Origin of the sequence: Streptomyces sp. NPDC048291 (assembly GCF_043201715.1) — a bacterium.
Lineage (GTDB): Bacteria > Actinomycetota > Actinomycetes > Streptomycetales > Streptomycetaceae > Streptomyces.
Genome location: NZ_JBICZC010000003.1, coordinates 217,413 through 241,396, shown reverse-complemented (window position 1 = coordinate 241,396; position 23,984 = coordinate 217,413). Strand labels below are relative to the sequence as shown.

Genomic DNA, 23,984 nt, shown 5'->3' with positions numbered 1-23,984 from the left:
CGCCTCGATCAACTCGGCGGTGACGCCGGGGCGTTCGAGGTGCGGGGGGTGACCGGCCTGGGCGCGCGGATCCGGCACCACCTCACCGCCGACGGGAGCGGACACCGGCGGCCGGGCACGGGGCGGCCGGCGAGGTGCTCGCCGACTGCTTCACAGGCCTGTCGACGGCGGAGCGGACGACACTGCTGGAGCTGCTGCAACGGCTCAACGCACAGGAGTGAGAACGGGGGTGCCCCCGGCCGCGGCCGGGGGCACCCCTGCGTTTCGGTTGTTCTCCAGCCGCTACTCGCCGCCCTCCTCCACCTGCACCTTCTGCGACGGCGGGGACGTGACCCCGTTGAGGGCCGGTGAAGTACCGGCCGGCGTCTGCCCGTTCTGGTTCATCGACGCGAGGAGCTGACGGGCGAGACCGAGCCCCGTGCCGCCCATGGTGAGCGCCTTGGCGAACAACTCGGCCATGCCGTCGGCGCCGTTGAGCAGCACCATGTTGTCGACGTTGCCGAAGGCGGACGCGCCCGCCTTGACGATCTCCGGCCAGTTCTCGGCGAGTTGCTGGGCGACGACCGCCTCCTGGTTCTCCGCGAGGGCGGCGGCACGGGCCTTGATGGCCTCCGCCTCCGCGAGCCCCTTCGCCCTGGCCGCCTCGGCCTCCGCGAGCCCCTTGGCCTGCGCGGCTGCCGCCTCGGCCTCACCGGTGGCCCGGGTCGCCGCCGCGGTGGCCGCACCCCGGGACTTGGTCGCCTCGGCTTCGGCACCCGCGGCCGCCTTGACCCGGGTCGCCTCGGCCGCCGCCGCCAGCTCCGTCTCCTTCGCCTTGGCCTGGGCCGCCGAGATACGCGCGTCACGCTCGGCCTCGGCCAGCGTCCGCTTCTCGTAGGCCCTGGCGTCGGCCGGCTTGCGGACGTCCGCCTGGAGCTGCTGCTCGCGCCGGTGCGCCTCCAGCTCGGCGACCCGCGTCTCCTGGACCACGACCTCCTGCCGGGAGGCCGCGTCGGCGAGTGGACCCGCCTGGCGGGCCTGGGCCGCCGCCTTGTCCCGCTCGGCCTGGTAGCCGGCCTGGAGGATCTCGCTGTCCCGGGTGGCCTCGGCCATCCGGGCGAACGACTGCTGCTCCGCCTCCGTGGCGAGCCGGTTCGCCTCCGCCTGCGCGATCCGCGCGTCCCGCTGCACGGCCGCCGCGTGCGGCATCGCCAGGTTCTGGATGTACCCGGTCGGGTCCTCGATCTCGTGGATCTGCAGGGAGTCCACGATGAGCCCCAGCTTCTCCATCTCGGTGCCGCAGGCGGCCCGGGTCTGCCCGGTGAGCTTGTCCCGGTCGCGGATCATGTCCTCGACCGTCAACCCGCCCACGATGGACCGCAGATGACCCGCGAACACGTTGTGCACCCGCTCGGACATCATCTTCTGCTGGTCCAGGAAACGTCGGCCCGCGTTGGCGATCGACACGAAGTCGTCGCCCACCTTGAAGATGACCACGCCCCGCACCTTCAGCGGAATGCCCTGCTGGGTCACGCAGTCGACCGACAACTCGGTCTCGTTGAGATCCAGGGACAGCTTGCGCACCGCCTGCACGCCCGGCAGCACCAGCGTGCCCCGCCCCGTGACGATCCGGAACCCCATGCCCTCTTCGAGCCCCTCGGTCCGATGCTTCGAACCGGAGATGATGAGCGCCTCGTTCGGCTCGGCGACCCGCCACATCATCTTGAACACACCGATCAGCACGAGAACGGCGAGAACCGCCACCCCCGCAACGACGCCGACAACCATCGGCATACGCCCCCTTTGAATGGTGCCCTTTCGGCACCGAACGAAGGGAGTGTGCGCCCGTGCGAGCGCCGGGTGAAGACGCTGGCGGTTCCTTGTTGCAATCTTGACGCATACGCCCCTCACCTGGGGCTTAGCCCGCTCAACTGTCGTACGCGGGCGTGACGTAGACCGTCCGCGGCGGCAGGTACTCCACCACCATCACCACCGTGCCCCGCTCGATCCGGCCGGTGCCGTCGGCGGCGTACGCGAGGAAGTGCTCGGCGCCGCCGCGGACCCGGACGATCACCTCGCCGACGAGCCCGGGCCCGACCGTTCCGCTGACCCGCCCCACGAGCCCGACCATCGCCGCATCGTCCATGGTCAGAGGGTACGGTCAGGTCAAGCGAGGGGAAAGTGGCCTGCTGCTACGCCGCCGGGGCGTCGACGGCCGCGGCCTGCGGCGGCCAGAGCTCGTGCCAGCGCAGTTCGGCCTCCAGCTGGGCGGCGACGGAGACCAGCAGCGGTTCGCTGTCCGCCGGCCCGAGCAACTGGGCGCCCACCGGCAGCCCGTCCCCGACGAACCCGGCCGGCACGTTCACCCCCGGCCACCCCAGCACGTTCCACGGCCAGGCGTAGGGGCAGGCGGCGATCATCGCCCGGTCGGTGGCGAACTGACCGAGGCCCAGCAACGCGCCGACGCGGGGCGGGGGAGCGGCGGTGGTCGGCGCGAGGACGACGTCGTACGACGTGAAGAAGGCGCCGATCCTGCCCCGCAGGGCGGCCTCCGCGCGCCGGGCGGCCCGCAGCGGGGCCCCGCCGAGCAGCCGGCCCAGGCGGGCCGCCTCCAGTGTGCGCCGGTCGAGCAGGTCCGGGTGCGGGGCCTCGCGGACGCGTTCGGCGATCCCGACCGTGGCACGCGGGACGAAGGTGAGCCCGATCTGGCCGTAGGGCGGGTCGGCCTCCTCGACGGTGTGGCCCAACGCGGCCAGTCTCTGGGCGAGTTCGAGGACCCGGGTGCGCAGCTCCGGCTGGAGGCGCGCGGGGAGCGCGGTGAACGGCGGCTTGAGGGAGAGCGCGATACGCAGCCGCCCGGGATCGCGGCCGACCGCGTCGGTGAGCGTCAACGGGAGTGGCTGGTGCGGGTCCTGCGGATGGTTCCCGCTCGCCGCGTCCAGCAGCAGGGCCGCGTCGGCGACCGTGCGGGCCAGGGTGCCGTTGACGGTGATGCCCTGGAAGGACTCGCCGCGCGGCCAGGTGGAGATGCGGCCGCGCTGCGGTTTGATGCCGACGAGGTGGGTCCAGGCGGCCGGGATGCGCACGGATCCGGCGCCGTCCGAGCCGAGCGCGGCCGGCACGAGGCCCGCCGCGACGGCGGCGGCCGACCCGCCCGAGGACCCGCCCGGAGTGTGACCTGGCTGCCAGGGGTTGCGGGTGGCACCGAAGGCCGGCCCCTCGGTGAACGGCCACTGCCCCAGCTCACACGTGTTCGTCTTGCCGACGATCACGGCCCCGGCCGCGCGCAGCCGCCGTACGGCCTCGCCGTCCTCCGCCGCCGGCGGGAACTCGCCCGGGCAGCCGAAGGCGGTCGGCTCGCCGGCCACGTCCGTGTCGTCCTTCACCGCGACCGGCACCCCGAGCAGCGGTCGGCGCACTCCGGCGGCCAACTCCCGGTCGGCGGCGTCCGCTTCGGCGAGGGCGGCGGTACGGCGCACGATACGGAAGGCGTTGAGGGAGCCCTGGGTGGCCTCGATCCGCGCGAGACACTCCTCAGTGAGCTGACGGGACGTCACTTCACCTGCGGCCAGCGCGCGTACGGACTCGGCGAGGCCTGCGGAACGGTCGTACGACATGCGGTGACCCACCTCCGGGCGCGACGTTTACCGGAGAGTAACGTCGATCCGGCTCCGGCAGGACAGGTTTCGCACAGCCGGCGTCCAGCTGCGCCCCAGTCCTGCGCAAAGCATTGACGTGCACCTGGCGTGACTTCTACTTTCTGCGTCGACTTGTCGAACTCAGTTCGAAATACCGGACGCGTTGCCGTGTCCGCGTCTGCACGAGCCCCCCCCGGAGAGCCGCCGTGACCACACGTCCCCCCGCCCCGTCCCGTCGCACCCTGCTGCGCGCGCTGGCCGCCCTGCCCGCGACGGCCCTGGCCCTGGGCGAACTGCCCGGCCTGCTCGGCACGGCCGACGCCGCCGCCCCCGCGAGCGGCTACGCCACCCGCTACACCATCGTCCCGTTCCTCGACAGCGACGACGGCACCGTCAACGTCTACCAGTCCGACGACGCCACCGACTTCCGCCTCCTGCAGTCCTCGGCCTACACCCCGCCCAGCAACCGCATCCGGGACGCGAGCGTCTTCAAGCACACGGACGGCTACTACTACGTCACCTACACCACCCACACCTGGGAGGACGAGAGCACCACGATCGGCTTCGCCCGCAGCGCCGACCGGGTCAACTGGACCTTCCTGTACGACTACACGGTCCCCATCACGAACCTGTCCCGGGCCTGGGCGCCCGAGTGGTTCGTCGACAGCGACGGCAGCGTCAACGTCATCGTGTCCTGCTCGACGACCGACGACGAGTGGATCTTCACGCCGTACCTCCTGACGGCAACCAACTCGGCCCTCACCGCCTGGACTTCACCGGTCGCCCTGTCCGGCATCGGCACGAACCACATCGACACGTACATCGTGCGGATCGGCTCTGCCTACCACGCCTTCACGAAGAACGAGACGGCCAAGTACATCGAGTACGGCACGGCAACCAGCCTCAAGGGCCCCTACACGATCTCCAGGACCGGCGACTGGGCGGGCTGGGGCAGCTACCGCGAGGGCCCCTCCGTCATCCAGCTCGACAACGGCGGCTGGCGGATCTTCTTCGACGGCTACGGCGACGGCAACTACTACTACAGCGACAGCTACGACACGTTCGCCACGTGGTCCGCGCCGACCGCCCTGCCGACCCTCTCGGGCACGGCCCGGCACTTCACGGTGATCAAGGAGACGGTGTCCGGCGGCCCGTCGGTCACGAAGAACGCGACCCGCTCCTTCCGGTCGGCCAACTACCCCACCAGGTACTGGGAAGAGGTGTCCGCCCTCCTCAACCTCCCGGTGGTGACCGGCTCCAGCGCCACCGCCGACAAGCAGGCGGCCACCTTCACCGTCGTCGCGGGCCTCGCCGACGCCAACGGCTACTCCTTCCGCGACGCCAGTGGCAACTACCTCCGCCACTACGACTTCCGCGGCCGCTTCGACGCCAACGACGGCACCACGACGTTCGCCCAGGACGCCACGTTCATCGCCCGCACGGGCTCGGCCGACGGATCGGTCCGCTTCGAGTCGTACAACTACCCGGGCCGCTACCTGCGCCACTACAACTACCAACTCCGCGTGGACATCTCTGACGGCACGGACCTGTTCCGCCAGGACAGCTCGTTCACACCGGTGACGGCCTGGTCCTGACCTGCACCGCTGCTGACCTGGGGATACGTTCTGATTGCCCGCCAGTGGTCCCCGCGGGTTCCCTCGATTTCTGGGGATTTCCCGCGGAAATGTGCAACGGATGTGCAACGGGCGTCCGGTGTAGTTGGAACCTGGTCACGAGAGTTGGAACCAGTGACTGCGCGCCTCGGAGCTCATGGGCTGGCTGCGGCTGTGTGTGGATGGGACGATACGGAGGAACTGCGCAGGTCTGCCGTGGTGGCGCCCACCACGACGATGGCGCCGAGGCATAGCAGGCCACCGCTGGCGAGGGCTGCTGCTCCCGAGGTGGCGTCTGCGACGAGACCGCCGCGCATGTTGCCGATGTCGGGTCCCGCCTGCCCGACGATCTGTTCGGCTGCGCTGACGCGGCCGAGCAGATCGTGCGGGGTGTGCATCTGGACGACGGTGCTCCGGGAAACGACGGAGACGGTGTCGGCGGCGCCGGCTATGACGAGGAAGGTCAAACCGGCCCATGGGTTGGGCGAGAAGCCGAACAATGTCAGCGCTGCGCCCCAGGTGGCGGATCCGCCCAGCATGGCCAGGCCGGGGCGGGGGAACCGTGTGAAGGTTCCGGAGAAGAGCGACGCTGCGACGCCGCCGACGGCGATGGCTGTGAGGAACAGCCCGAGGGTGCGGGGGTTGCCGCCGAATTGTTCGGCGTTGACCAGGGGGAACAGGCTGATGGGCATCGACAGCACGGTGGTGGCCAGGTCTGTGAGCAGGGCCCCTCGAATGACGGGGGTGCGTGCCAGGAAGGCCAGGCCGTCCAGCACTCCGCGCAGGCCGGGCCGTGCGGGCTCGTCTCCGGGGTCCATCTGCGGCAAGCCGAACGCGCCGTAGAGCGCGGCGATGAAGGTCAGGGCGTCGATCAGGTAGCAGGCGCCTGCTCCCAGCCCGCCCACGATCAGTCCGCTGAGTGCGGGACCGAGCAGCATGGCGCCCTGGAAGGCGATTCGCCTCAGCGCCAGACCCGCGGCCAGTTGGCGCTTGGGCAGGAGGTGGGGAATGAAGGTGCGCGAGGCGGGGCCGCTGCCTGCGCCGAAGCAGGACTGGAGTGCGACCAGCGCCAGGACGCCGGCGGCAGGAACGTGCCCGAGGAAGCCCTGGAATGCGAGGAGGAGCGAACACGCAGCCTGTCCGCTGATCGTGAGCAGGTAGAACTTCCGGCGGTCCACCCGGTCGACGAGCGAGCCGGCGAACAGTCCGAGCGCGACGAGGGGTATCGCCTGGGCCAGCCCGACGGCGCCTGTCCACGTGGTGCTCTTCGTCATCTGCCAGACCTGGAACATGACGGCGACGAGTGTCATCTGGCCGCCGAAACCGGACAGGGTCTGCCCGATCCACAACCGCCGGAACGGTGGTGAGGACCGTAACGGAGTCACGTCGATCAGCGTGCGCTTCAGCCCCATACGGGATCCTCCGCCAGCTTCTCGGTGATCCGGTCGTGGAAGCTCTTGCGCTCCAGAGCCCGCTCGATATCGGTGACGACCTGGGAGAGCGGGTAGGGAACCTCGGCCTCCAGGTCAGCGACGGCGGCCTCGGTGGCCCGCCATTCCGCCGCCAGGCGGTCCACGATGCGGTGGGCTTTGTCGGTGAGCGTCACCTTCTTGGTGCGTGCGTCGTCGCCCACGACGGTCTGGACCCAGCCGGCCGTGCGCATCGCGGCGACTTTCTGGCTGAGCGCCGAGTGCGTGCGCTGGACCGACTCGGCCAGTTCCGCGATGGTCATGGGTCCGCAGGCGTGGAGCCGGAGCAGTTCCATGACGAAGCTGGGCTTGAGCCCGTCGATCTGCTGCTCGGAGTAGACCTGGGCGATGTCGGCGTCCATTGACGCCTGAAGCAGGCGCAGGGGGCGCCAGCGGCTCTGCTGCGTCGGGTCGAGTGCGCGGGGGTCGGCCATGAGACGCATCGTAACAGTGCTTATATAAGCACTGTTGCTTCTGTTGTGTCAGCGCCGGGCCGACGACCGGTCCACGACATATGCCGTGAGCCGAGCGAGGCCGTGGGTGCGACGGCCTCGGGGCACCGACCTTGTGTCCGGCGAACTGCGAGACGACGGCCGCGGGCAGGCCCGGGTAGGGCCACTCCAATTCCTGTGGGGCTTGACCGGGTCGCCGAAGACCCCGTCGCGGACCATGACCGGCAGGACGGTGGTGTCCGGTGCGGCCACCTGGCCCGGCCGGTGGACCACCACGTGCCCGTTCTCCATCGGCAGCTCGGCCGAACGCGCATAGCGCTGACGTGCGCCTCTCCCCGCGGCAGAGACCGCGAGGCCGTGGCGGTCGGCTGGTGGCAGCTGTCCCGCCCCGGCGCAGCCTCGGGGACTTCGGAACCCGCGGTCCCCGAGGGGGACGAGGGCCGGAGCGTCAGTCGCCTTCGGCACGTTCTCCGGGGTCCGTCGGCTCCGGAAGGGGTGGTGGCGGGAACAGGCGGTCCTCCAGTGCGGGCAGTCCGATCAGCAGGAGAAGCGGCACCACCGGGGTGAGCAGGGCTATCACGATCACGGCGCCTCCCCGAGAAGCTGGCGATCATGGCTGTTGCGTGGCGGCAAGTCGGCCACGTCCACCGTGCGGCCGAACGGGGGACGCCGCACCTGGGGACAGGCACGCATAGGCCGAATGGGTGACGTGTGGTCTCCGCTCCGCGCATCGCCCGCAGCCACGCAGGAGCGCAGGAATGCAACGGCATCACCGGCGATATCCGGTGCCCACGGCGCGTCCCCCGGGCGGCCTTCACAAGTCGATCTAGATTGAACTGGTATGGGGGTATGTGGAGAGGTCAGTCGTCGGTCGGTGCTCAGGGCCTCGGCGGGTCTCGTAGGGGCACCCGGTGGGGTACCGGCCGGACGGCGCACAGCCGCGGTGCCGGCGGGCTTCCCGCAACCGGCGGTTTCGTCGTCACGGTCGGTGCACGGGCCGGTGTCGCCGCTCGTGGAGCAGACCCTCGACGTCCGGTTCACGGACGTCTGGGTCCCGGGCTACGGACAGGTCGGCACCCGTACCTACAACGGGACCGTTCCGGGGCCGACCCTGCGGGTGCGCCGCGGAGACACGCTGCGGCTGACCCACATCAACGGCCTGCCGCCCAACCCGCCCCACACCGGCGGACACAACACACCGCACCGCCCCAACAGCCTCAACCTGCACACCCACGGGATGCATGTCTCCCCGTCCGGGCGCGCCGACAACGTCCTGCGCGAGTTCGCCCCGCGCACACCCGACGAGGCCGCCGCCGGCGGCGCCGAGCCACGGTATGTGACGACTGTGCAGGTACCGGCCGACCACCCCGCCGGAACCTACTGGTACCACCCACACCTGCACGGATCCACCGCGGAGCAGATCGTCGGCGGCATGGCCGGAGCGATCATCGTGGAGGGCGACGTCGACGAGGTGCCCGAGATCAGGGCCGCCGCCGACATCGTCGTCGTCATCAGCGAACTCAAGCTCCGGGACGGCCGGGTCCCTGCCTTCGCCTCCAACGCCTGGGTGACGGCCGTCGCGTCCACGTTCACGGTCAACGGCGCCGTCAACCCGACCCTCGTACTGCGGCCCGGCGAGGTCCAGCGGTGGCGCCTGGTCGCCGCGACCGCGGTCACCGCCCTGCGCCTGACCGTCGCCGGCGAAACCCCCCGACCGACGGTGCACCAGATCGCTCAGGACGGCGTCACCTTCGCCGCACCGCTCGTGCGCCAGGAGATCGACCTGGCCATGGGCAACCGCGCCGACGTGCTGGTCCAGGCAGGTGCGGCAGGCCGGTACGCACTGCGCGCCGAGGGTGTGCCCGTGCCGCTGATGACGATCGAGGTGGCCGGCGCACCCGTCGCACCGCCGATGCGCGTGCCGCGCTCGCTGCCACCGGGCCGGCCGCTCATCGAGGACAGCGACGTCACCGACCCCGGCGCGGACCGGGAGGTCGTTCTCCACGTCGACCCCGGGGTCTTCCCGGGAGCCTTCCCCAACGCCTACCGCATGCTGGGCACCGGAGCCACCCCCGCGGCCGACCCCCACGGCGACCTGACCCGTGACCCGGCATACGGTCTGTTCGACCCCGCCTTCACCAACCACACCCTGCGACTGGGCACGGTCGAGCGGTGGACCGTCCGCACCGGCGAGACCGTCCCCGCGTTCAACCACCCCTTCCACCTGCACACCAACCAGTTTCTCGTCACCCACCGCAACGGCCGGCGGCTCCCGGTGCCCGTCTGGCACGACACCGTCGGCCTGGCCGGCGGCACCCCCGGAGAGTCCGTCACCTTCCTGGTGAAGTACGAGGACTTCACCGGCCGCACCATCGCGCACTGCCACCAGCTCCACCACGAGGACCTCGGCATGATGCAGACCGTCCACTACATCGAACCGTGAGAGATGAGGCAGCACGGAAGGCGAGGTCGCCTCAGCCGCCATCCCGGCCGACGCAGACCGCGGCGCGCGGATGGCGGGAGACGACGGAACTCAGGGTCGGACACCGGTAGTTGAGCACCATGGCTGTCCATCCAGGCCCACTACGGTGCTCATGGTGCGACCTCGTGTCGCACGCTGAGTGCTTCAGTTGGCCGCCTTGCGCTTCACGGTCGGCCGCACAGAAAGACGGCGAGGGCTGAGGGAGGACCCGGGGTCGCTGTGAGGTCACCGAAGAGAGCGGAAGAACTCCCTGATGTCGCGGGCCAGGAGGCCGGGGGCTTCCAGGGCCGCGAAGTGTCCGCCGCGGTCGAACTCGCTCCAGCGGACGATGGTGTTGGCTTCTTCGGCCCAGTGCCGGATGGCGGTGTCGCCGGCGAAGTTCGCCACCGCGGTGGGCACCTCGGAACGCGTGAGGGGAAACCAGCCGGCCTGGGCGTGCTTGGCCGCCTCGTAGTACACCCGCGCTGCCGAGCCTGCTGTCACAGTGAGCCAGTACAGCATCACGTTGGTGAGCAGCGTGTCCCGGTCGACCGCGTCCTCGGGCAGTTCGGCCGAGGGGTTGGACCACTCCTTGAACTTCTCGATGATCCAGGCGAGCTGGCCGGCCGGGGAATCGGTCAGACCGTACGCGAGGGTCTGCGGACGTGTCGACTGGATCGCCCGGTAACCGGTGCCGTCGGCGGCGAACCTGCCGAGCGCCGCCAGGCGCTGCCGCTCCTCGTGGGTCAGCTTGGCCACCACGTCCTCGGGCGCGGGGCCCATCGGCTGGAAACCGACGGAGGCGGCGTTCACATGGAGGCCGATGACCGACTCGGGCGCGACCCGGCCGAGCTCCGGCGTGATCAACGCGCCCAGGTCGCCACCCTGAGCGGCGAAGCGCTCATAGCCGAGGCGGTGCATGAGCTCCACCCACGCCCGGGCCACTCGGTTCGGATTCCAGCCCGTTTCGCGGGTGGGCCCGGAGAAGCCGAAGCCGGGCACGGAGGGGATGACCAGGTGGAAGGCGTCGGCCGGGTCGCCTCCGTGGGTGCGCGGGTCGCTCAGTGGGCCGATCAGGCCGAGGAACTCCACGATCGAGCCCGGCCAGCCGTGGGTGAGGACCAGCGGCACCGCGTCCGGCTCGGGCGAGCGGACATGCAGGAAGTGCACCCGGGTGCCCTCGATCTCCGTCACGAACTGCGGGAAGTCGTTCAGCCGGGCCTCGTGCGCCCGCCAGTCGTAGCCGTTGCGCCAGTAGTCGACCAGTTCGGCCAGGTATCCGGTCGGGACGCCGAGGTCCCAGCCGGTGCCGGGCAGCTCGTCCGGGAAGCGGATCCTGGCCAGGCGCTCGTCCAGGTCATCGAGGGCGGCCTGCGGGATCTCGATCCGGAACGGACGGATCTCGGTTTCGGTGGTGTTGTTCGTCATGCCCTCCATGACACCTCCTATTGCGGAAAGATCCCTTCCGCAATAGGAGTAGCGTATTCATCGTGCTGACCGTCTCCGCCCGATTGCTGCAGGTTCTGTCACTGCTGCAGGCCCGCCCCTCATGGACCGGGCCGGAGCTCGCCGAGCGACTTGGGGTGAGCGCGCGCACCGTGCGCAGCGACATCGGAAAGCTGCGAGAGCTCGGCTACCCGGTGCACGCGCTGCCCGGCGTCGGCGGGGGCTACCAGCTCACACCCGGGGCGAAGCTGCCTCCCTTGCTACTTGACGACGACGAGGCCACCGCCGTCGCGATCGGCCTGAACAGCGCGGCCGCCGGCGCGGTCGCCGGGATCGAGGAAGCGGCCACCCGGGCGCTGGCCAAGCTCGAACAGGTCCTGCCTGCCCGGTTGCGTCGCCGGATCAACCTCCTGCGCACCTCCATCGTCATCCCCAGACACGGCGGACCGGTCGTCGCGCCGGAGGTCCTGACCGCGATTGCCGCGGCCTGCCGGGACCAGCACCGCCTACGCTTCGACTACCGCACCCACGACGGCACCGACCAGCGCAGGGAGCTCGAGCCGCACCGGCTGGTGCACCTCGGCCGCAAGTGGTACCTCATCGGCTGGGACCTCGAGCGCGCCGACTGGCGCACCTTCCGCGCCGACCGGATGCAGCTCCGCACCCCTACCGGGCCACGCTTTACACCCCGCGAGCCCCCGGAGCGGGACCTGACCGCCTATGTCACCAAAGGCGTCGACGCCGCGCTCACCCGCTGCCGCGCGCGGGTGCGGGTGCACAAATCGGCTACCGAGCTGGTGCAATGGCTGACCCCGGCCACAGTCGTCGAAGCCGTCGACGACCACACCTGTCTGGTCCACGTCGGCGCGGAGTCTCCGCACATGCTCGCCGCACACATTCTGGTCATCGACGCCGACTTCGAAGTCGACGGGCCTCCCGAACTGCTCGACGCCCTCCGCACGATCGGCAACCGCTGCCACGCGACGCAACAGCGGCGATGAGAGGGAAGCGGCCCGCCCAAGGTTCGTCCACGTGACCTGTCCTGTTCGTGATCTTGCCGTGTTTGCCTGGACCCGGGCCCGTCCTGTGCGCGCGTTCTCGTGGCACCCGAGGCAGTGGCACCGGCCCGGGCTCGCGTTCATGACGGCGACGGGACGCGGGCACGGGTTCGAGAGCCTGGCCGAGCGCCGCGTGCTGACCGATGCGATCGTGCCTCCATCCGAACTCGCCCAGCCAGACCGTGTCGACGCCGACCGGACGATCCGGTACCGCCCCGGCCTGACCGACGGGTGCCTCGCCGGAACCGGGCTGTCACCCCCGCCCACGACAACCCAAGTTCAACGTCGGTAACGGAGCCCTGCTAGGGCCCGGACGGGACGGCGGAGGGCACCGCGGACGGGACGGTGGAGGTAGGGGTGGCGGTGGGGCTGGAATGTTGTGCGGGCGGTGCCGGGCGGGGGCGGTCCGGGGTGTTGGAGGACAGCACGAGGACGACGGCGGCTGCGGCCGCCGCGGTGGCGGCTGCGGCAACGTACAGCACCCGCCGAATCCTGCGTGTGCCCCAGGTACCTCCGGCGGGCGGGCGGCCTGGTGACAGGTCGTGGGCGCTGATGAGCTGCCCGCGTGCTTCCAGCGCGGCGCGCAGTCGTTCCTCGATCGGTGCCCGAGCACTCATCGGTCCACCTCCAAGAGTTTTTCCAGTGTGGTGAGCGCGCGGCTCGCGGTCGACTTGACGGTGCCACGGGACACGCCGAGGGTGTCGGCGATCTGCGCCTCGGTCAGGTCGGACCAGTAACGCAGGACCAGTACCTCGCGCTGGCGCGCGGTGAGCTGCGCCAGCGCGTCGAAGACCTGCCGGTGCTCCTCGGCGAGCAGCAGCAACTCGTCGACCGGCGCCCCCGGACCCTGGTACGGCGGGGTGTACGCGCGCGCGGTGCGCCGCCGACGCAGCACCGAGCGGGCGGCGTTGACCACCGCGGTGTGGAGGTAGGCATGCGCGTCCTGGAGGTCGTCCAGCCGTTCGCCGTGCCGACGGCAGACGGCGGCGAAGGCATCCTGGACGACGTCCTCGGCGGTGTGCAGGTCGTCGACCAGGAAGACCGCCAGCCGGACCATGTCGAGCCGCCGGGTCCGGTACAGATCGGCGAGTGTGGGGGAGTCTTCCTCGCCGTCCCGGTCGGCCACCGAACGCAGGTGCCGGAATCGTCGGCCGATGAGCGGCGCGCCGGACGCCGGAGTGGAGGAGGTGGTCCGGGCGCGGCGCAGTAGCCGGGCCCACCAGGGCAGGGCAAGGGTGAGCTGCATCGTCCTCGTTCACATCAAGGGTACGGCGGGGCCGGCTCCTGTCCGGCCCCGCCACACCTGTGGTCGGCGACTCAGCGGCCGGTGTTGCCCGGGGTGGAGGGCACGGCGGACGGGTAGGGCTTGCCGTTCGCGTCGCCCGGGACCGGAGTGGGGTCGGTGTCGGTGGAGGTGTGCTTGGCCGGTGTGGAGGGCACGGCGGACGGGTAGGGCTTGCCGTTCGCGTCGCCCGGGACCGGGGTCGGGTCGGTGTCGGTGGAGGTGTGCTTGCCCGGGGTGGAGGGCACGGGCTTCGGGTCGGCCGTGGCCGACTTGGCCGGGTGCGCGTGGTCGGCGGTGGCCGCCTGAGCGGCGATGCCGCCGCCCACCACCAGGGCGAGACCGGCAGTCGACCCCAGCACCCAGGTGCGGAGGGAACGGTTTGACTTCTTGGCGCGGGCGTGGCGCATAGGAAACGACTCCATAGAGTTCATGGACAACGCTGACAGGTCAGGCAGCACCGGGACTGAAATCCCGTCCCGGAAACGCCTTTCACCCCACCAGACGTGCGGCCCCACTCGAGGTTGTCGCTCTCCGCAAAAAAAATCTGCGGCCTGCGCGGGGCCGGTCGTCTCCTCATCACGGTCACCCGACTGCGCACCACGTAAGCCGAGCCGGGCATCCCGGTGGCGAACATCCGGGTCGGCTTCGTGTCGTGCCAGGCACCCGTCTGGCCCGGTCCGAGGCCGAGCGACCGTCGGCCGGGCGCCGGTGCCGACGGCGCTCACCACCGCGACCTCCTGTGCACCGTAGTTGTCCATCGGGGCCAACTCCGATACTCAGTCACACCCGCCCAGCAGGTCTCCGTCGGCGAGTCATAGTCCGCTGACCAGTACGGCTGAAGCGGTTGGACTATCCGTTGTGTGCTTCGAGTTCGGTCGCCAGGGTCTGTTGGGTGGCCGCCCACGACGCCAGGAGCGCTACGTTGTCAGCGGTCGGTGTGCCCGCGGGGGCGGTGTAGACGTTGAGGTGCAGGCCGGGTTCAGCGGGCAGTTCCAGGGATTCGACGTCCAAGTCGAGCCGGCCCACGATCGGATGGCGCATCCGCTTGCGTCCTGACCGGTGCAGCCGCACGTCCTGGGACGCCCACCGCTGCCGGAACAGCTCGCTGCGCGTCGACAGTTCGCCGACCAGGGCGATCAGCTCCTCGTCGTGCGGATTGCGGCCGGCTTCCATGCGCAGCTTCGCGGCCACGTCACCGGCAATCCGGTCGTAGTCGACAAAGAAATCTCTGGCTGCCTCGGGAGCCAGATAGACGAACCGCGCCGTGTTCGCGGGCCGTCGCGGGTCGGCCAGCACCGGTGAATACAGCGCGCGGGCGAGTTGATTCATGGCGAGCACGTCATAACGGCCGTTACCGATCCAGGCCGGCGCATCGGAGATCGCGTCGAGCACCTGCTGCAGCGTCGAGCGCACCGTCACGGCAGGCCTGCGCCGGCGTGGGCCGCTGGGCGCCCTGGACTGGCGCGCGAGGTGGAACAGGTGGTCGCGCTCGGCCTCGTCGAGTTGCAGGGCAGAGGCCAACGCGTCGAGCACGCCGTCGGAGGCACCGGCGAGGCTGCCGCGCTCCATGCGCACGTAGTAGTCGACCGACACCCCCGCCAGCAGCGCGACCTCCTCGCGGCGCAGACCTTTGACCCGACGGTTGCCGCCGTAAGCGGGCAGGCCCGCCTGCTCGGGTGCGATGCGGGCGCGACGCGAGCTGAGGAACTCCCGGATATCGGTGCGTAGATCCATCGTGGCCATCCCCTCGCCGTATGCCCGTCCCGCAGCCTAAGGGGTACCCGTTGCGGTCGTCGCGGTGCCGCCGTCCACCGGGATGATGGCACCCGTGAGGTAGGACCCGGCCCGGCTGGCGAGAAACACGGCGATACCCGCCATGTCGTCGTCGCGGCCGAGCCGGCGCAGAGGGGCCGCCGCCGCGATCGTGTCGCCGATGGCATCGATCGTGGACGCCATCATCCGCGACGGGAACACTCCCGGTGCTACCGCGTTCACCGTGACGTGCTGTGGGCCCAGCTCCCTGGCAAGCACTCTGGTGAGTTGATGGAGTGCCGCCTTGCTGCTGGCGTACGAGTAGTTGGGCGCCTGGGCGACGTGGATGGCGGCGATGCTGCCGATGTTGATGATCCGCGCGGGATCATCTGCGGTGCCCGCCTTGCGAAGTGCGGGGAGCAGCGCCTGCACCAACCAGAACGGCGACTTGAGGTTGAGGTCGATCACTGCGTCCCAGGCCTCGTCCGGGAACGTCGCCAGCGGCTCGCGCCACATCGCTCCCGCGTTGTTGACAAGGATGTCCAGGTGTTCCGAGTCGGCCTTGACGAGATCGGCGAGGCGCTGACACTCGTCGTGCCTGGACAGGTCGGCGGGGATTGCTCGAACGTCGCCGAATTCGGACAGCAGACGCTGTGCCTCCGCGCAGGTGTCTGCCCCGCGTGAGCTGATGACGACGCGGGCGCCCGCCTGGAGAAGGCCGCGGGCTATCATCATCCCAATTCCCTTGGTGCCGCCAGTGACAAGGGCGTACTTCCCACTCAGGTCGAAAAGTTCTGTGTGAGTGGTGAATTGACTGTCCGTCATTGGTCTCCATCTCTTCTGTCGTGGAAGAAGGCGCCGGCACGGTCGCGCATTCGGGGCAGCTGAATTGAACTCATGGGGGTAAAGCCGCAGTTCGCGTGTCCATGGAGTGTTGTCGCCGTGTTGTCGGCGCTTTCGGCCCAACCAGGTTGACAGGCGTTATGGACGTCCGGGAGACCCTGGTGATCCAGGTACTGTGAGAGCCCCCCAGCATTCTCGGGACCATTTCTACGGGGGCGGGGAGCGGTTGGAAGCGGCTCACCGTGATGCCCTCGGGCGCCCGCCGATTACGGAGAGCGTCCGAAGATTCCCGGCGGGACAGCTCGTCCGTGCCGGTGACGGCCCGGGCCTGACCGACGGATGGTGCCGTACCGGCAGTGCCTGCCTATCGTTGCGCCATGACGGACGAACAGCTGCCCGCGCAGGTCTTCCCGAACCGCTTTCCCGAGGCGGTGGACTCCCGGCCCGGAGTGCCGCGGGACCACTGTGACTGCTTCAGTCAGGTCCGGGTGAGCCCGCCCGGCGCGGCGACGTCCTTCCACGCCGAGATCCAGGACACCGGTGCTGCGGGCTGGCTCCGGCTGCTGGAGCTGATCGAGGAGGCGGCGGCAGACGGGCGGGAGGAGTTCCGCCCGCTGCCGGAGCTGAGCCCCGAGGAGCGGCGGCAGATCGTGACGCTGCCGGCCTCGATCGGGCGACTGACGGCGGTGCGGACCCTGGTGCTGTACGGAAGCAACCTGGTCCGGATACCTCCGGAGATCGGCGACATGACAAGCCTGGAGGAGTTCAGCCCCTACACCTCGAGACGGCTGCACTGGTTCCCGTACGAAATCACGCGGTGCGCCCGGCTGGTGAACAGCACGGTGAGTACGCGCTCGGTCTACGGCAATTACAAGTACCGGCCGCCGTTCCCGCGGCTCCTCCCGCCCGGCGATACGGCCCTGGACCGCGACGGCCTGGATCCCGCCCGCTGGGGCACCACCGCGGCCCGCACCTGCAGCGTCTGCACCGGACCCGTCCCGGCGACGGGCCCGCACCAGGCATGGCTCTCGCGGACGGTGGCGACCGATGTGCTGCCGATGCTGGTCAACGCCTGCTCCCAGGCATGCCTCGACGCTCTGCCCTCTGGGACGAAGGGCTACATCCCCACACCTCACCGGGGCGGGGCGATCGAACAGCCGCCGAGGCGTTGAGCGTTGGTACGGGGGGCGACGCGGAGTCCTGCCTCTGAAACGATCGATAAGTACTGTGACTTCGCATGACCGAGACCCAGACCGAGACCCGGACCGAGATCACCGCGGAGCTGGTCCGCGATCTGTTGCGGGAGCAGCATCCGGACCTTGCAGGGCTGGCCGTCCGCGAGGTGGCGGGCGGCTGGGGCAACCAGATGTGGCGCCTCGGAGACGAGTTGGCCGTGCGCATGCAGCGCATGGACCCCACCCCGGAACTCCAGCTGAAGGAGCGGCGGTGGCTGCCCGTGCTGGCCCCGCGCCTGCCGCTCCCGGTGCCGACCCCGGTGCGGTTCGGCGCACCGTCCGAGCGCTTCCCCAAGCACTGGACCGTGATGACGTGGGTTCCCGGCGAGCCGCTCGACCACGGCTCGATCAGCCGCGGCGCCCACGCGGCCGACACGCTGGCGGGCTTTCTCCGGGCGCTCCATGTGGCGGCGCCCGCCGAGGCGCCGATCGCTACGGACCGCGGGGCGCATCCCAGGGACTGCACGGACGGTTTCGAGAAGTTCTTCCGGGCCGTCGTCCCCGACGACATCGCTGCCGACGTCCGGGCGGTCTGGGACGACGCCGTTGCGGCCCCCGCGTGGGAGGGGCCGCCCGTGTGGGTGCACGGCGACCTCCATCCCGCGAACGTCGTCGTCTCGGACGGAACGCTCTCGGGCATCGTCGACTTCGGTGACATGTTCGCCGGTGACCCGGCGCTGGACCTCGCCGCCGCATGGGTGCTGCTACCCGCGGGTACGGCCACACGGTTCTTCGACGGGTACGCCCATGCGGACGAGGCGGCGATCCGGCGCGCCCGCGGGCTGGCCGCCATGAGGAGCCTCTTCCTGATGCTCATGGGGCAGAACGGAGACCGGGGCCTTCCCGGCGGCAAGCCGCACTGGGGGCCGGCAGGCCGGGCGGCAATCGAACGCGTGCTGCGGGGCGTTTGACGCGCACTTCTTCGAACTGGTTCTCGATCTCGGTCGAGGGTCGTGCGGCCGTCCGCCTTCGCGGGTTCGTCGACGGCTCCGGCTTGAGGCCGTGGGCGTTCGGATAGACAGTGAGAATCATGAACCGGCACCGGCAGCCACCGCGACGGGCTCCGTGGATCGTGGGCGGAGCGGCCGTGGTCGCCCTGGGGGGCGGTTTGGCGGCCTGGGCGCTGCTGTCGTCCGGCGGCGGCAGCGCCCCCCACGCGACGCCGTCACCCACGCCGCCACCCACGGCGTCGGCATCGGCGTCGACGCCGAGTCCGTCCCTGTCCCCTTCGCCGCGGCCGTCGGCCACGAGCTCACCGGCCCCGGCGACCCCGAGGCCCACGCACACCGCCGCGCCTCGGCCGACCCGGACCGTACCGCCGGTGCCGACCGCGCCGGTGCCCATCGCGCCGGTGCCCACCGCCACCCGGCCGGCGCCCCACCGAACGGCCCCGGCCCTTCCGCAGCCGCCGGTGCACACGCCGACCACGAAGCCGGCGCCTCCCCACACACCGACCCCCAGACCGTCCGTGACCCCGCCCCGGCCGAGCCCGCCCCCGCCTTCGCCCCCGCCTGCGCCTCCGCCATCGCCCCCGCCGTCACCCACGACGACGCAGCCGAGCCCGCCCCCGCTCACCTCGCAGCCCTCGCGGACACCAGGTTCCATGACCCCGGTGACCCCGGTGACCCCGGTGACCCCGGTGACCCCGGTGACCCCGGTGACCCCGGCCCCGGCGACCACCGGCAACGAACCGGGAACGACCACCTGGGTCACGTCGTCGGAGGCCGTGGCCGCCGCCAAACGGATGGCGGCTGCACAGGTGGTCGGCGACCCGGTCTGCTCGCTGTCGGCCGTGGGGCAGCCGAACCCGAACCTTGTGCCCCGCGTCGGGCGTATCGGCATCGGGCACTACGGCGACTACTGGTGCCTGATCTGGTAGGCGGCCGGGGCCTCACCCGTGCGAGCCGGGGACGCTGCGGAGCGGGTATCGGACGGTCGGCCTCATGCGCCGGCCTCATGCGCCGGCGTGCATGTACGCCGCCCAGACCTGGATCGGCGAGGTGCGGCGCAGGTGCATGACGGCCTTGTGCAGGGCGTCGGCCGCCATCTCGGGTGCCAGGCGGCCGTCCACCGTGAGATGGGCGTAGAACCGCCCCGCCATCGCCGCGGCGGAGTGGTCCAGAACCGACCACATAGTGCCGACGGTGTGCCGGTAGCCGGCGATCTGGCAGCTCAGCGCGAGATGGAGCGGCTCGTCCGGCACACCGGTGCCCGTGGTGGCGCTCTCGCACGACGACAGGTAGGCCAGTTCTCCGCGGTGCAGACGCAGCCCCGTCAGGTCCAGCGCGGTCAGTTCGCCGTCGGCGAGCCGGATCGCCGCAAGGCCGGGGTTGAGCAGGTCCTGCCTGCTGTGCCCGATGAAGTGCCAGCAGCGATGCCGGACCAGCCGAACGGTGACCTCCTCCTGAGTGGCCCCGTCACCTCGAAGGACCTCCGGGGGGCGCGGGCAGGCGTCGGAGACCGCCGCGATCTCCTCCTCGTCGAAGGCCAGCGGGCGCAGCCCCGGCACGCGGGGTACCGAGGCCACCAGGAGGTCACCGTCGTCGGCGGCGTCCCCGAGGCCCGTCGCCGGCGGGTGCGGCCGTCGTGCGGCCACCAGCGCGCGCAGGGTGGGGGTGTACGACGAGACCACCCGGTCCGGCACTCCGTCGTCCCGGCCAAGCCGGGCGTCGTAATGCTGGGCGGCGTGCAGCGGCAGGAGGGCCAGTGGCCCGGTCGGGCACCACCACAGCCTCGGGCGGGCGTCCTCGGCCGGCGCCGGTTCCAGTGCGTTCAGCACCGGTCCCGCCACGCTGTGCCAGAGCCAGGCGCAGACCTCGGCAAGCAGTTCGGAGACCCGGTGACGGCGCGCCGGGGCGCGGCTGCCCGCCGCGCGCATCGCGTGCAGCGTGCGCAGATGCAGGGTGACGGCCCGGTCCAGCCGGTCGGGGGTCAGCCCGGGCAGGGGGACGACCCGCACCCCGCTGGCGGTGAGCACCAGGGCGTCGGACCGGTAGGGGCTGACGTTGACCAGAACGACCGGGCCCTGTGAGACGGCGGAACCGCCGAGGAGTTCACCGACAGAGGTGGGCCGTGCGAAGTGGGCCATGCCGTCCAGCCCGCGGATCTGCCCCACCACGTCGTCCAGTTCGGCCGCGAGGGCCTTCCGGCTGTCGGCGGACTCTTCTCCGGTGGTCGGCTCCAGATAGCGGACGGCGCTGCCGGACCGGCGGGACCACTGGCGCGAGCGCCCCGCGTCGAGCCGCTCCCGCAGCCGTTCGAACCGCTCGGCCTGCTCCGGGGAGACGCGGTGCAGCGCGGCCACGTCGCTCTCCGGGTAGAACATCGCGTCGAGCAGCACGCCACGCCCCTGTTCGGCCAGTTCCACGGCGCGCAGCGGATCCGCGCCGGGGCAGGCGAGCAGACAGGCGGCGGCGTCGCGGCCCAGACCGGCGAACACGGTGAGGACGTACTCCTGGTCACCGCGGTCCAACCGGGCGAACGGCAGCAGCGGCAACAGGGCGAGTGCCCGTTCGAACCCCGCGACGGCGGCCGGCCACCGCTGAGCCGCGGCGGCGGCCCGGCCGTGTTCCAGGGCGGCCTCGGCGCGCAGCATCGGCGAAGCCGTCGTGATCCCCTCCGCCTCCGTGAACGCGGCGAGGGCCATGGACAGTTCCGCGCCGTCGTGGGTGCGTTCGTACCGTGCCACCCGGGCCAGACCGAGGTTGTAGAGCGACAGGGCGAGCTCCGGGGTGCCGGGCGGCAGGGCGGCCGCTTCCCCGGCCAGCAGGGCGAGCGCTTCCGCCAGGTCGCCGTCGCCTTCGCTCAGGCCTTCCTGGTGGCTCAGCAGCAGGTCGGCGGCGAGGTTCCCGCGGCAGGCGGCGCCTGTCGGTGCCCCGGGCGGCAGGACCCGGACGGCACGGCGTCCGGCTTCCAGCGCCTGCCGGAGATGCGCGCCGGAGGACGGTTCGCGGGCACGGCGCGCGGCGAAGTGCCGCTCGCGCAGGACCCGGGCCAGGACCTGGAGATAGACATGCCGTTCGGGGTCGTGGCCGGCGGCGGTGTCCACCGCCTCCTGCGCGGTCTCGACGGCCTCGGCCAGCACGTCGGTGTCGGAGGTGTGTTCGTGCAGGAGGCCCAGTGCGGTGGCGGCGTTCGACAGGTACCCCGGACGCCGGACATGGTCGGAGGGCGTGACCCGCAGCGCCTCGCGGTGGTGCCGAACCGCCTCCGTCAGCACCGTGAGGTCCTTGACCGTCTCGTACTCGGCGGTGAGACACAGGCCCAGACAGGAGAGGGAGTCGCCGTGTCCGGGACGCTCCGGGGTCGACCCGGCCACGGCCGCCCGGGCATGGGCGATGGCCTCGTCGAGCAGTTCGGATGCCTCGGTTCCGGACCGGTCGTACGTGCCGGCCAGCGCGTTGGCGAGGTTGGTGAGGCACTCCGGCAGGTCCGCGGCACCGTCACCGGCCAGCCGCACCGCCGTACGTCCGGCGGCCACCGCGTCGTCCAGGTCGGCCGGGGGACCGCCCTGCTCGAAGGACGACCGCAGTGCGCCGCACAGGCTGGAGTGGACCCGGACCCGCAGGAGCGTGCCGGTGGCCAGCCGTGCGGCGGTCCGCAGATGGCCGACGGCCTTCGGGACCAGATCCGGTGCGTCGGTGAGCTCGGCCACCGTCAGCAGCGTGTTCGCCAGGGCGAGCAGGATGCTTGCGTGTTGCTCGTCGTCCTCCTCGGTGACGGCGCCGGCCAGCGCCTGGGAGAGCAGTTCCGCGGCCCGGCGCGCGTCGCGGACCGCTCCGGTGCGGGTGGCCCGGGCGTCCAGAGCTGTCGCCAGGCGCATTCTGCGCAGGACGAGTCCGGGCTCCCCGTCGGGGGTGCCGGCGACCGTGGCGCCGAGCAGTGCGATCGCCTCGTCGAGGAGTGCGGTATCCCCGGAATTCTCGTACGAGGTATGCAGGGCTGCCCCTAAGTCCTCGTCCACCGAGCGCCGTTCCGCGCTCCCCGGGGCTACGGCGGCCGCCGCCTCCCGCAGCACGCTCAGCGCCTCGACGACCGAGTCGGGGGCGTGCTCGGCCTCGTCGCGCAGCAGGAGGGCGGTGCCGAGGGAATGCAACACGCTGCTCTCCGGCGGAAGTTCATGCCTGAGGTCGCGGTAGATGCCGATGCCCTCGTCGAGGGCGGCCGTCCACCCGGCGGCCAGGGCGACCGAGCACAAGGTCTCGGCCAGCGCCCACCGTGCCATGGGCCGCCCGTCGCCGCGGACCTCCGCCACCGCGTCGCGGGCCACGCCGAGGGACCGTTCCAGCGCGTCGACATCGACCGCTCCCGAATCCGCGGACGTCTCCAGTGCGTTGCCGAGCCGGACGACCAGAGCGGGCAGTTCGCCGGAGTCGCGCGGGACATCGGCGACGGCCCGCACAAGACACCGCACGGCCTCGTCGAGTTCGATGCCCGTGCCCGTGCCCGTGCCCGTGCCCGTGCCCGTGCCCGTGTCTGTGCCGGTGCCCGTGCCTGTTCCCGTCGCGTGTACCCACAGGAGGGCGTCCGCGAGGGTGCACAGGGCGTCGCACCACCACTCCTCCTCCGCCGAGAGCCCGGCGAGGGCGTGGCGGGCGGCGGCTACCGCCTCGGCCGCCTCGGCCGGCTCCGACGGGGCGTCGGACAGGGGCAGTTCGTGGCGCTGCTGGAGCAGCAGGCTGAGATTGAGGGAGAAATGCCGGCCGGCCCGTTCGGACGCGGTGACCCTGATCGCGCGCCGCAGGAGGCGCTCGGCCCGGCGCAGCCGTCGGCGGGCGGCCCGTCCCTCGGCCCGCGCCATCCAGGCGGCGGCGCGGTCGTTCCAGTGCGCGGCGAGGCGGTTTCGCACCCGTCTCGCCGCCCGGGAGAGCAGGGTGTCCGGGAATCGGGACGGGTCCGGTGTGTCGCGGGCACGGGCCATGGGGACATTGTCGAGTGGGCGAAAGGACCGCGGAGACGATTCCGGCGCGAAGTCATTCGGGGGTGGGACAGTGCTGGAGGAAATCCTGACCGGGCTGATCGTGTCGGCGCTCGGTTCGGGCGCGGCCGGACTGTGGCTGCACCGGCGCAGACTGCGCCTGCTGCTGCCGGCGCTGCGGCCGGGCCGGCGGATGCGGGTGTCGGCGGCGGTGCTGCTGCGCGTCCAGGACGACGGCGGGTACGTCCTGTTCCACTCGCCGCGCCGTCCCGGCTCCTACGGCCCCCCGGGTGGCGTGGCCAAGTACTCCGCGGGGGCCCGCCGGCACCTGGAGCGGCTGGGCTTCCACGAGGAGCCGCGCAGCCAGCCCAACATGCGGCACGACCTGCGGGGTTTCGTGCCCTCCAGAGCGCTGGCCGGATTCGCCCGCTGGTGGGCCAAGAGCGAGGGGCGGGAGTCCGCGGCGGAGTGCCTGCGCCGTGAACTGGAGGAGGAACTGGCCGAGGTGGGGCACCCGGACCTCGGCGTCGATCTCACGACCGTCGACTTCGTCGCCGTCCGCACCGTGCTGGACGGTCCGCACCGGGTGCCCGGCCGGTCGTACCGGCAGTTGCGTCTGCTGGAGGTCTGCGACCTCGATCCCGCGTCGCCGGGAGCCGCCGAACTGCGGCGGCTGCTGCTGGAATTGGCGGACGATCCCGCCGACGGGGGGATCATCCGGGTGTCGGCGTACGACATCGAATACGGTCGGCTCGACGCGTGCTACATCCAGCCGCAGTCCGCCTATCTCTTCGGGGCGCGGCGGCTCAACGCGGATCTGCCGATTCTGCGCTGAC

Annotated in this window: 20 protein-coding genes; 7 read left to right on the top strand and 13 right to left on the bottom strand. The window is 71.4% G+C overall.

The features are described from left to right. Positions 1-282: 282 nt before the first annotated feature. The 3 genes from ACGF5O_RS08715 to ACGF5O_RS08705 form a co-directional block, all read right to left on the bottom strand. Entirely contained in the window at positions 283-1,773 is a 1,491-nt protein-coding gene (locus ACGF5O_RS08715; RefSeq protein ID WP_393809192.1) for a flotillin family protein, read from the bottom strand. 133 nt (positions 1,774-1,906) lie between these two features. Beyond that, complete coding sequence (locus ACGF5O_RS08710; RefSeq protein WP_393809191.1) at positions 1,907-2,125, bottom strand: hypothetical protein; 219 nt, start codon at positions 2,123-2,125, stop codon at positions 1,907-1,909. A gap of 46 nt (positions 2,126-2,171) precedes the next feature. Next, a complete protein-coding gene (locus ACGF5O_RS08705; protein ID WP_393809190.1) occupies positions 2,172-3,596 on the bottom strand; it encodes an amidase in 1,425 nt (474 codons plus the stop codon). Between the two features lie 227 nt (positions 3,597-3,823). Between ACGF5O_RS08705 and ACGF5O_RS08700 the strand changes: the two genes are divergently transcribed. Next, the gene (locus tag ACGF5O_RS08700) at positions 3,824-5,212 is read left to right on the top strand and encodes a glycoside hydrolase family 43 protein (protein WP_393809189.1); all 1,389 of its coding nucleotides are present in this window, start codon (positions 3,824-3,826) and stop codon (positions 5,210-5,212) included. A gap of 173 nt (positions 5,213-5,385) precedes the next feature. Here the strand turns inward: ACGF5O_RS08700 and ACGF5O_RS08695 are convergent, their stop codons facing one another. The 3 genes from ACGF5O_RS08695 to ACGF5O_RS08685 form a co-directional block, all read right to left on the bottom strand. Continuing rightward, complete coding sequence (locus tag ACGF5O_RS08695; protein WP_393809188.1) at positions 5,386-6,642, bottom strand: MFS transporter; 1,257 nt, start codon at positions 6,640-6,642, stop codon at positions 5,386-5,388. Beyond that, complete coding sequence (locus ACGF5O_RS08690; RefSeq protein WP_393809187.1) at positions 6,633-7,133, bottom strand: MarR family winged helix-turn-helix transcriptional regulator; 501 nt, start codon at positions 7,131-7,133, stop codon at positions 6,633-6,635. The genes ACGF5O_RS08695 and ACGF5O_RS08690 overlap by 10 nt, the downstream gene beginning before the upstream one ends. 466 nt (positions 7,134-7,599) lie before the next feature. Continuing rightward, positions 7,600-7,737 (bottom strand): hypothetical protein, encoded by a 138-nt coding sequence (locus tag ACGF5O_RS08685; RefSeq protein ID WP_393809186.1) that lies wholly within the window; start codon positions 7,735-7,737, stop codon positions 7,600-7,602. A gap of 426 nt (positions 7,738-8,163) precedes the next feature. Here ACGF5O_RS08685 and ACGF5O_RS08680 point away from each other — a divergent pair, with 426 nt between their 5' ends. Continuing rightward, complete coding sequence (locus ACGF5O_RS08680) at positions 8,164-9,594, top strand: multicopper oxidase family protein (RefSeq protein ID WP_393809185.1); 1,431 nt, start codon at positions 8,164-8,166, stop codon at positions 9,592-9,594. 264 nt (positions 9,595-9,858) lie between these two features. On the opposite strand, the gene ACGF5O_RS08675 is transcribed toward ACGF5O_RS08680, so the two are convergent. Continuing rightward, a complete protein-coding gene (locus tag ACGF5O_RS08675) occupies positions 9,859-11,040 on the bottom strand; it encodes an epoxide hydrolase family protein (RefSeq protein WP_393809560.1) in 1,182 nt (393 codons plus the stop codon). Positions 11,041-11,102: 62 nt separating this feature from the next. Here ACGF5O_RS08675 and ACGF5O_RS08670 point away from each other — a divergent pair, with 62 nt between their 5' ends. Continuing rightward, positions 11,103-12,059: a helix-turn-helix transcriptional regulator gene (locus ACGF5O_RS08670; RefSeq protein ID WP_393809184.1), complete on the top strand. Its 957-nt coding sequence runs from the start codon at positions 11,103-11,105 to the stop codon at positions 12,057-12,059. A 359-nt stretch (positions 12,060-12,418) separates the two neighbouring features. On the opposite strand, the gene ACGF5O_RS08665 is transcribed toward ACGF5O_RS08670, so the two are convergent. From ACGF5O_RS08665 to ACGF5O_RS08645, 5 genes are all read right to left on the bottom strand, one after another. After that, complete coding sequence (locus tag ACGF5O_RS08665; protein WP_393809183.1) at positions 12,419-12,733, bottom strand: hypothetical protein; 315 nt, start codon at positions 12,731-12,733, stop codon at positions 12,419-12,421. Continuing rightward, the gene (locus tag ACGF5O_RS08660; RefSeq protein ID WP_393809182.1) at positions 12,730-13,362 is read right to left on the bottom strand and encodes a SigE family RNA polymerase sigma factor; all 633 of its coding nucleotides are present in this window, start codon (positions 13,360-13,362) and stop codon (positions 12,730-12,732) included. Before ACGF5O_RS08660 ends, ACGF5O_RS08665 begins: the two co-directional genes overlap by 4 nt. A 71-nt stretch (positions 13,363-13,433) precedes the next feature. After that, positions 13,434-13,808 carry a hypothetical protein gene (locus ACGF5O_RS08655; protein WP_393809181.1) on the bottom strand — a complete coding sequence of 125 codons (375 nt, stop codon included), beginning with the start codon at positions 13,806-13,808 and terminating at the stop codon, positions 13,434-13,436. A 442-nt stretch (positions 13,809-14,250) separates the two neighbouring features. After that, positions 14,251-15,144, bottom strand: coding sequence for a helix-turn-helix transcriptional regulator (locus ACGF5O_RS08650; RefSeq protein ID WP_393809180.1), 894 nt, complete (start codon positions 15,142-15,144; stop codon positions 14,251-14,253). 27 nt (positions 15,145-15,171) lie between these two features. Further along, on the bottom strand, positions 15,172-15,978 hold the full coding sequence (locus ACGF5O_RS08645) for an SDR family oxidoreductase (RefSeq protein ID WP_393809179.1): 807 nt from the start codon (positions 15,976-15,978) through the stop codon (positions 15,172-15,174). A 395-nt stretch (positions 15,979-16,373) separates the two neighbouring features. Here ACGF5O_RS08645 and ACGF5O_RS08640 point away from each other — a divergent pair, with 395 nt between their 5' ends. From ACGF5O_RS08640 to ACGF5O_RS08630, 3 genes are all read left to right on the top strand, one after another. Further along, positions 16,374-17,168: a leucine-rich repeat domain-containing protein gene (locus ACGF5O_RS08640; RefSeq protein WP_393809178.1), complete on the top strand. Its 795-nt coding sequence runs from the start codon at positions 16,374-16,376 to the stop codon at positions 17,166-17,168. Between the two features lie 65 nt (positions 17,169-17,233). Next, a complete protein-coding gene (locus ACGF5O_RS08635) occupies positions 17,234-18,142 on the top strand; it encodes an aminoglycoside phosphotransferase family protein (protein WP_393809177.1) in 909 nt (302 codons plus the stop codon). 692 nt (positions 18,143-18,834) lie between these two features. Next, positions 18,835-19,110: a hypothetical protein gene (locus ACGF5O_RS08630; RefSeq protein WP_393809176.1), complete on the top strand. Its 276-nt coding sequence runs from the start codon at positions 18,835-18,837 to the stop codon at positions 19,108-19,110. A 75-nt stretch (positions 19,111-19,185) separates the two neighbouring features. Here ACGF5O_RS08630 and ACGF5O_RS08625 read toward each other — a convergent pair whose 3' ends face one another. Next, the gene (locus tag ACGF5O_RS08625; protein WP_393809175.1) at positions 19,186-23,151 is read right to left on the bottom strand and encodes a CHAT domain-containing protein; all 3,966 of its coding nucleotides are present in this window, start codon (positions 23,149-23,151) and stop codon (positions 19,186-19,188) included. Between the two features lie 70 nt (positions 23,152-23,221). Here ACGF5O_RS08625 and ACGF5O_RS08620 point away from each other — a divergent pair, with 70 nt between their 5' ends. After that, positions 23,222-23,983: a hypothetical protein gene (locus tag ACGF5O_RS08620; protein ID WP_393809174.1), complete on the top strand. Its 762-nt coding sequence runs from the start codon at positions 23,222-23,224 to the stop codon at positions 23,981-23,983. Position 23,984: the final 1 nt, after the last annotated feature.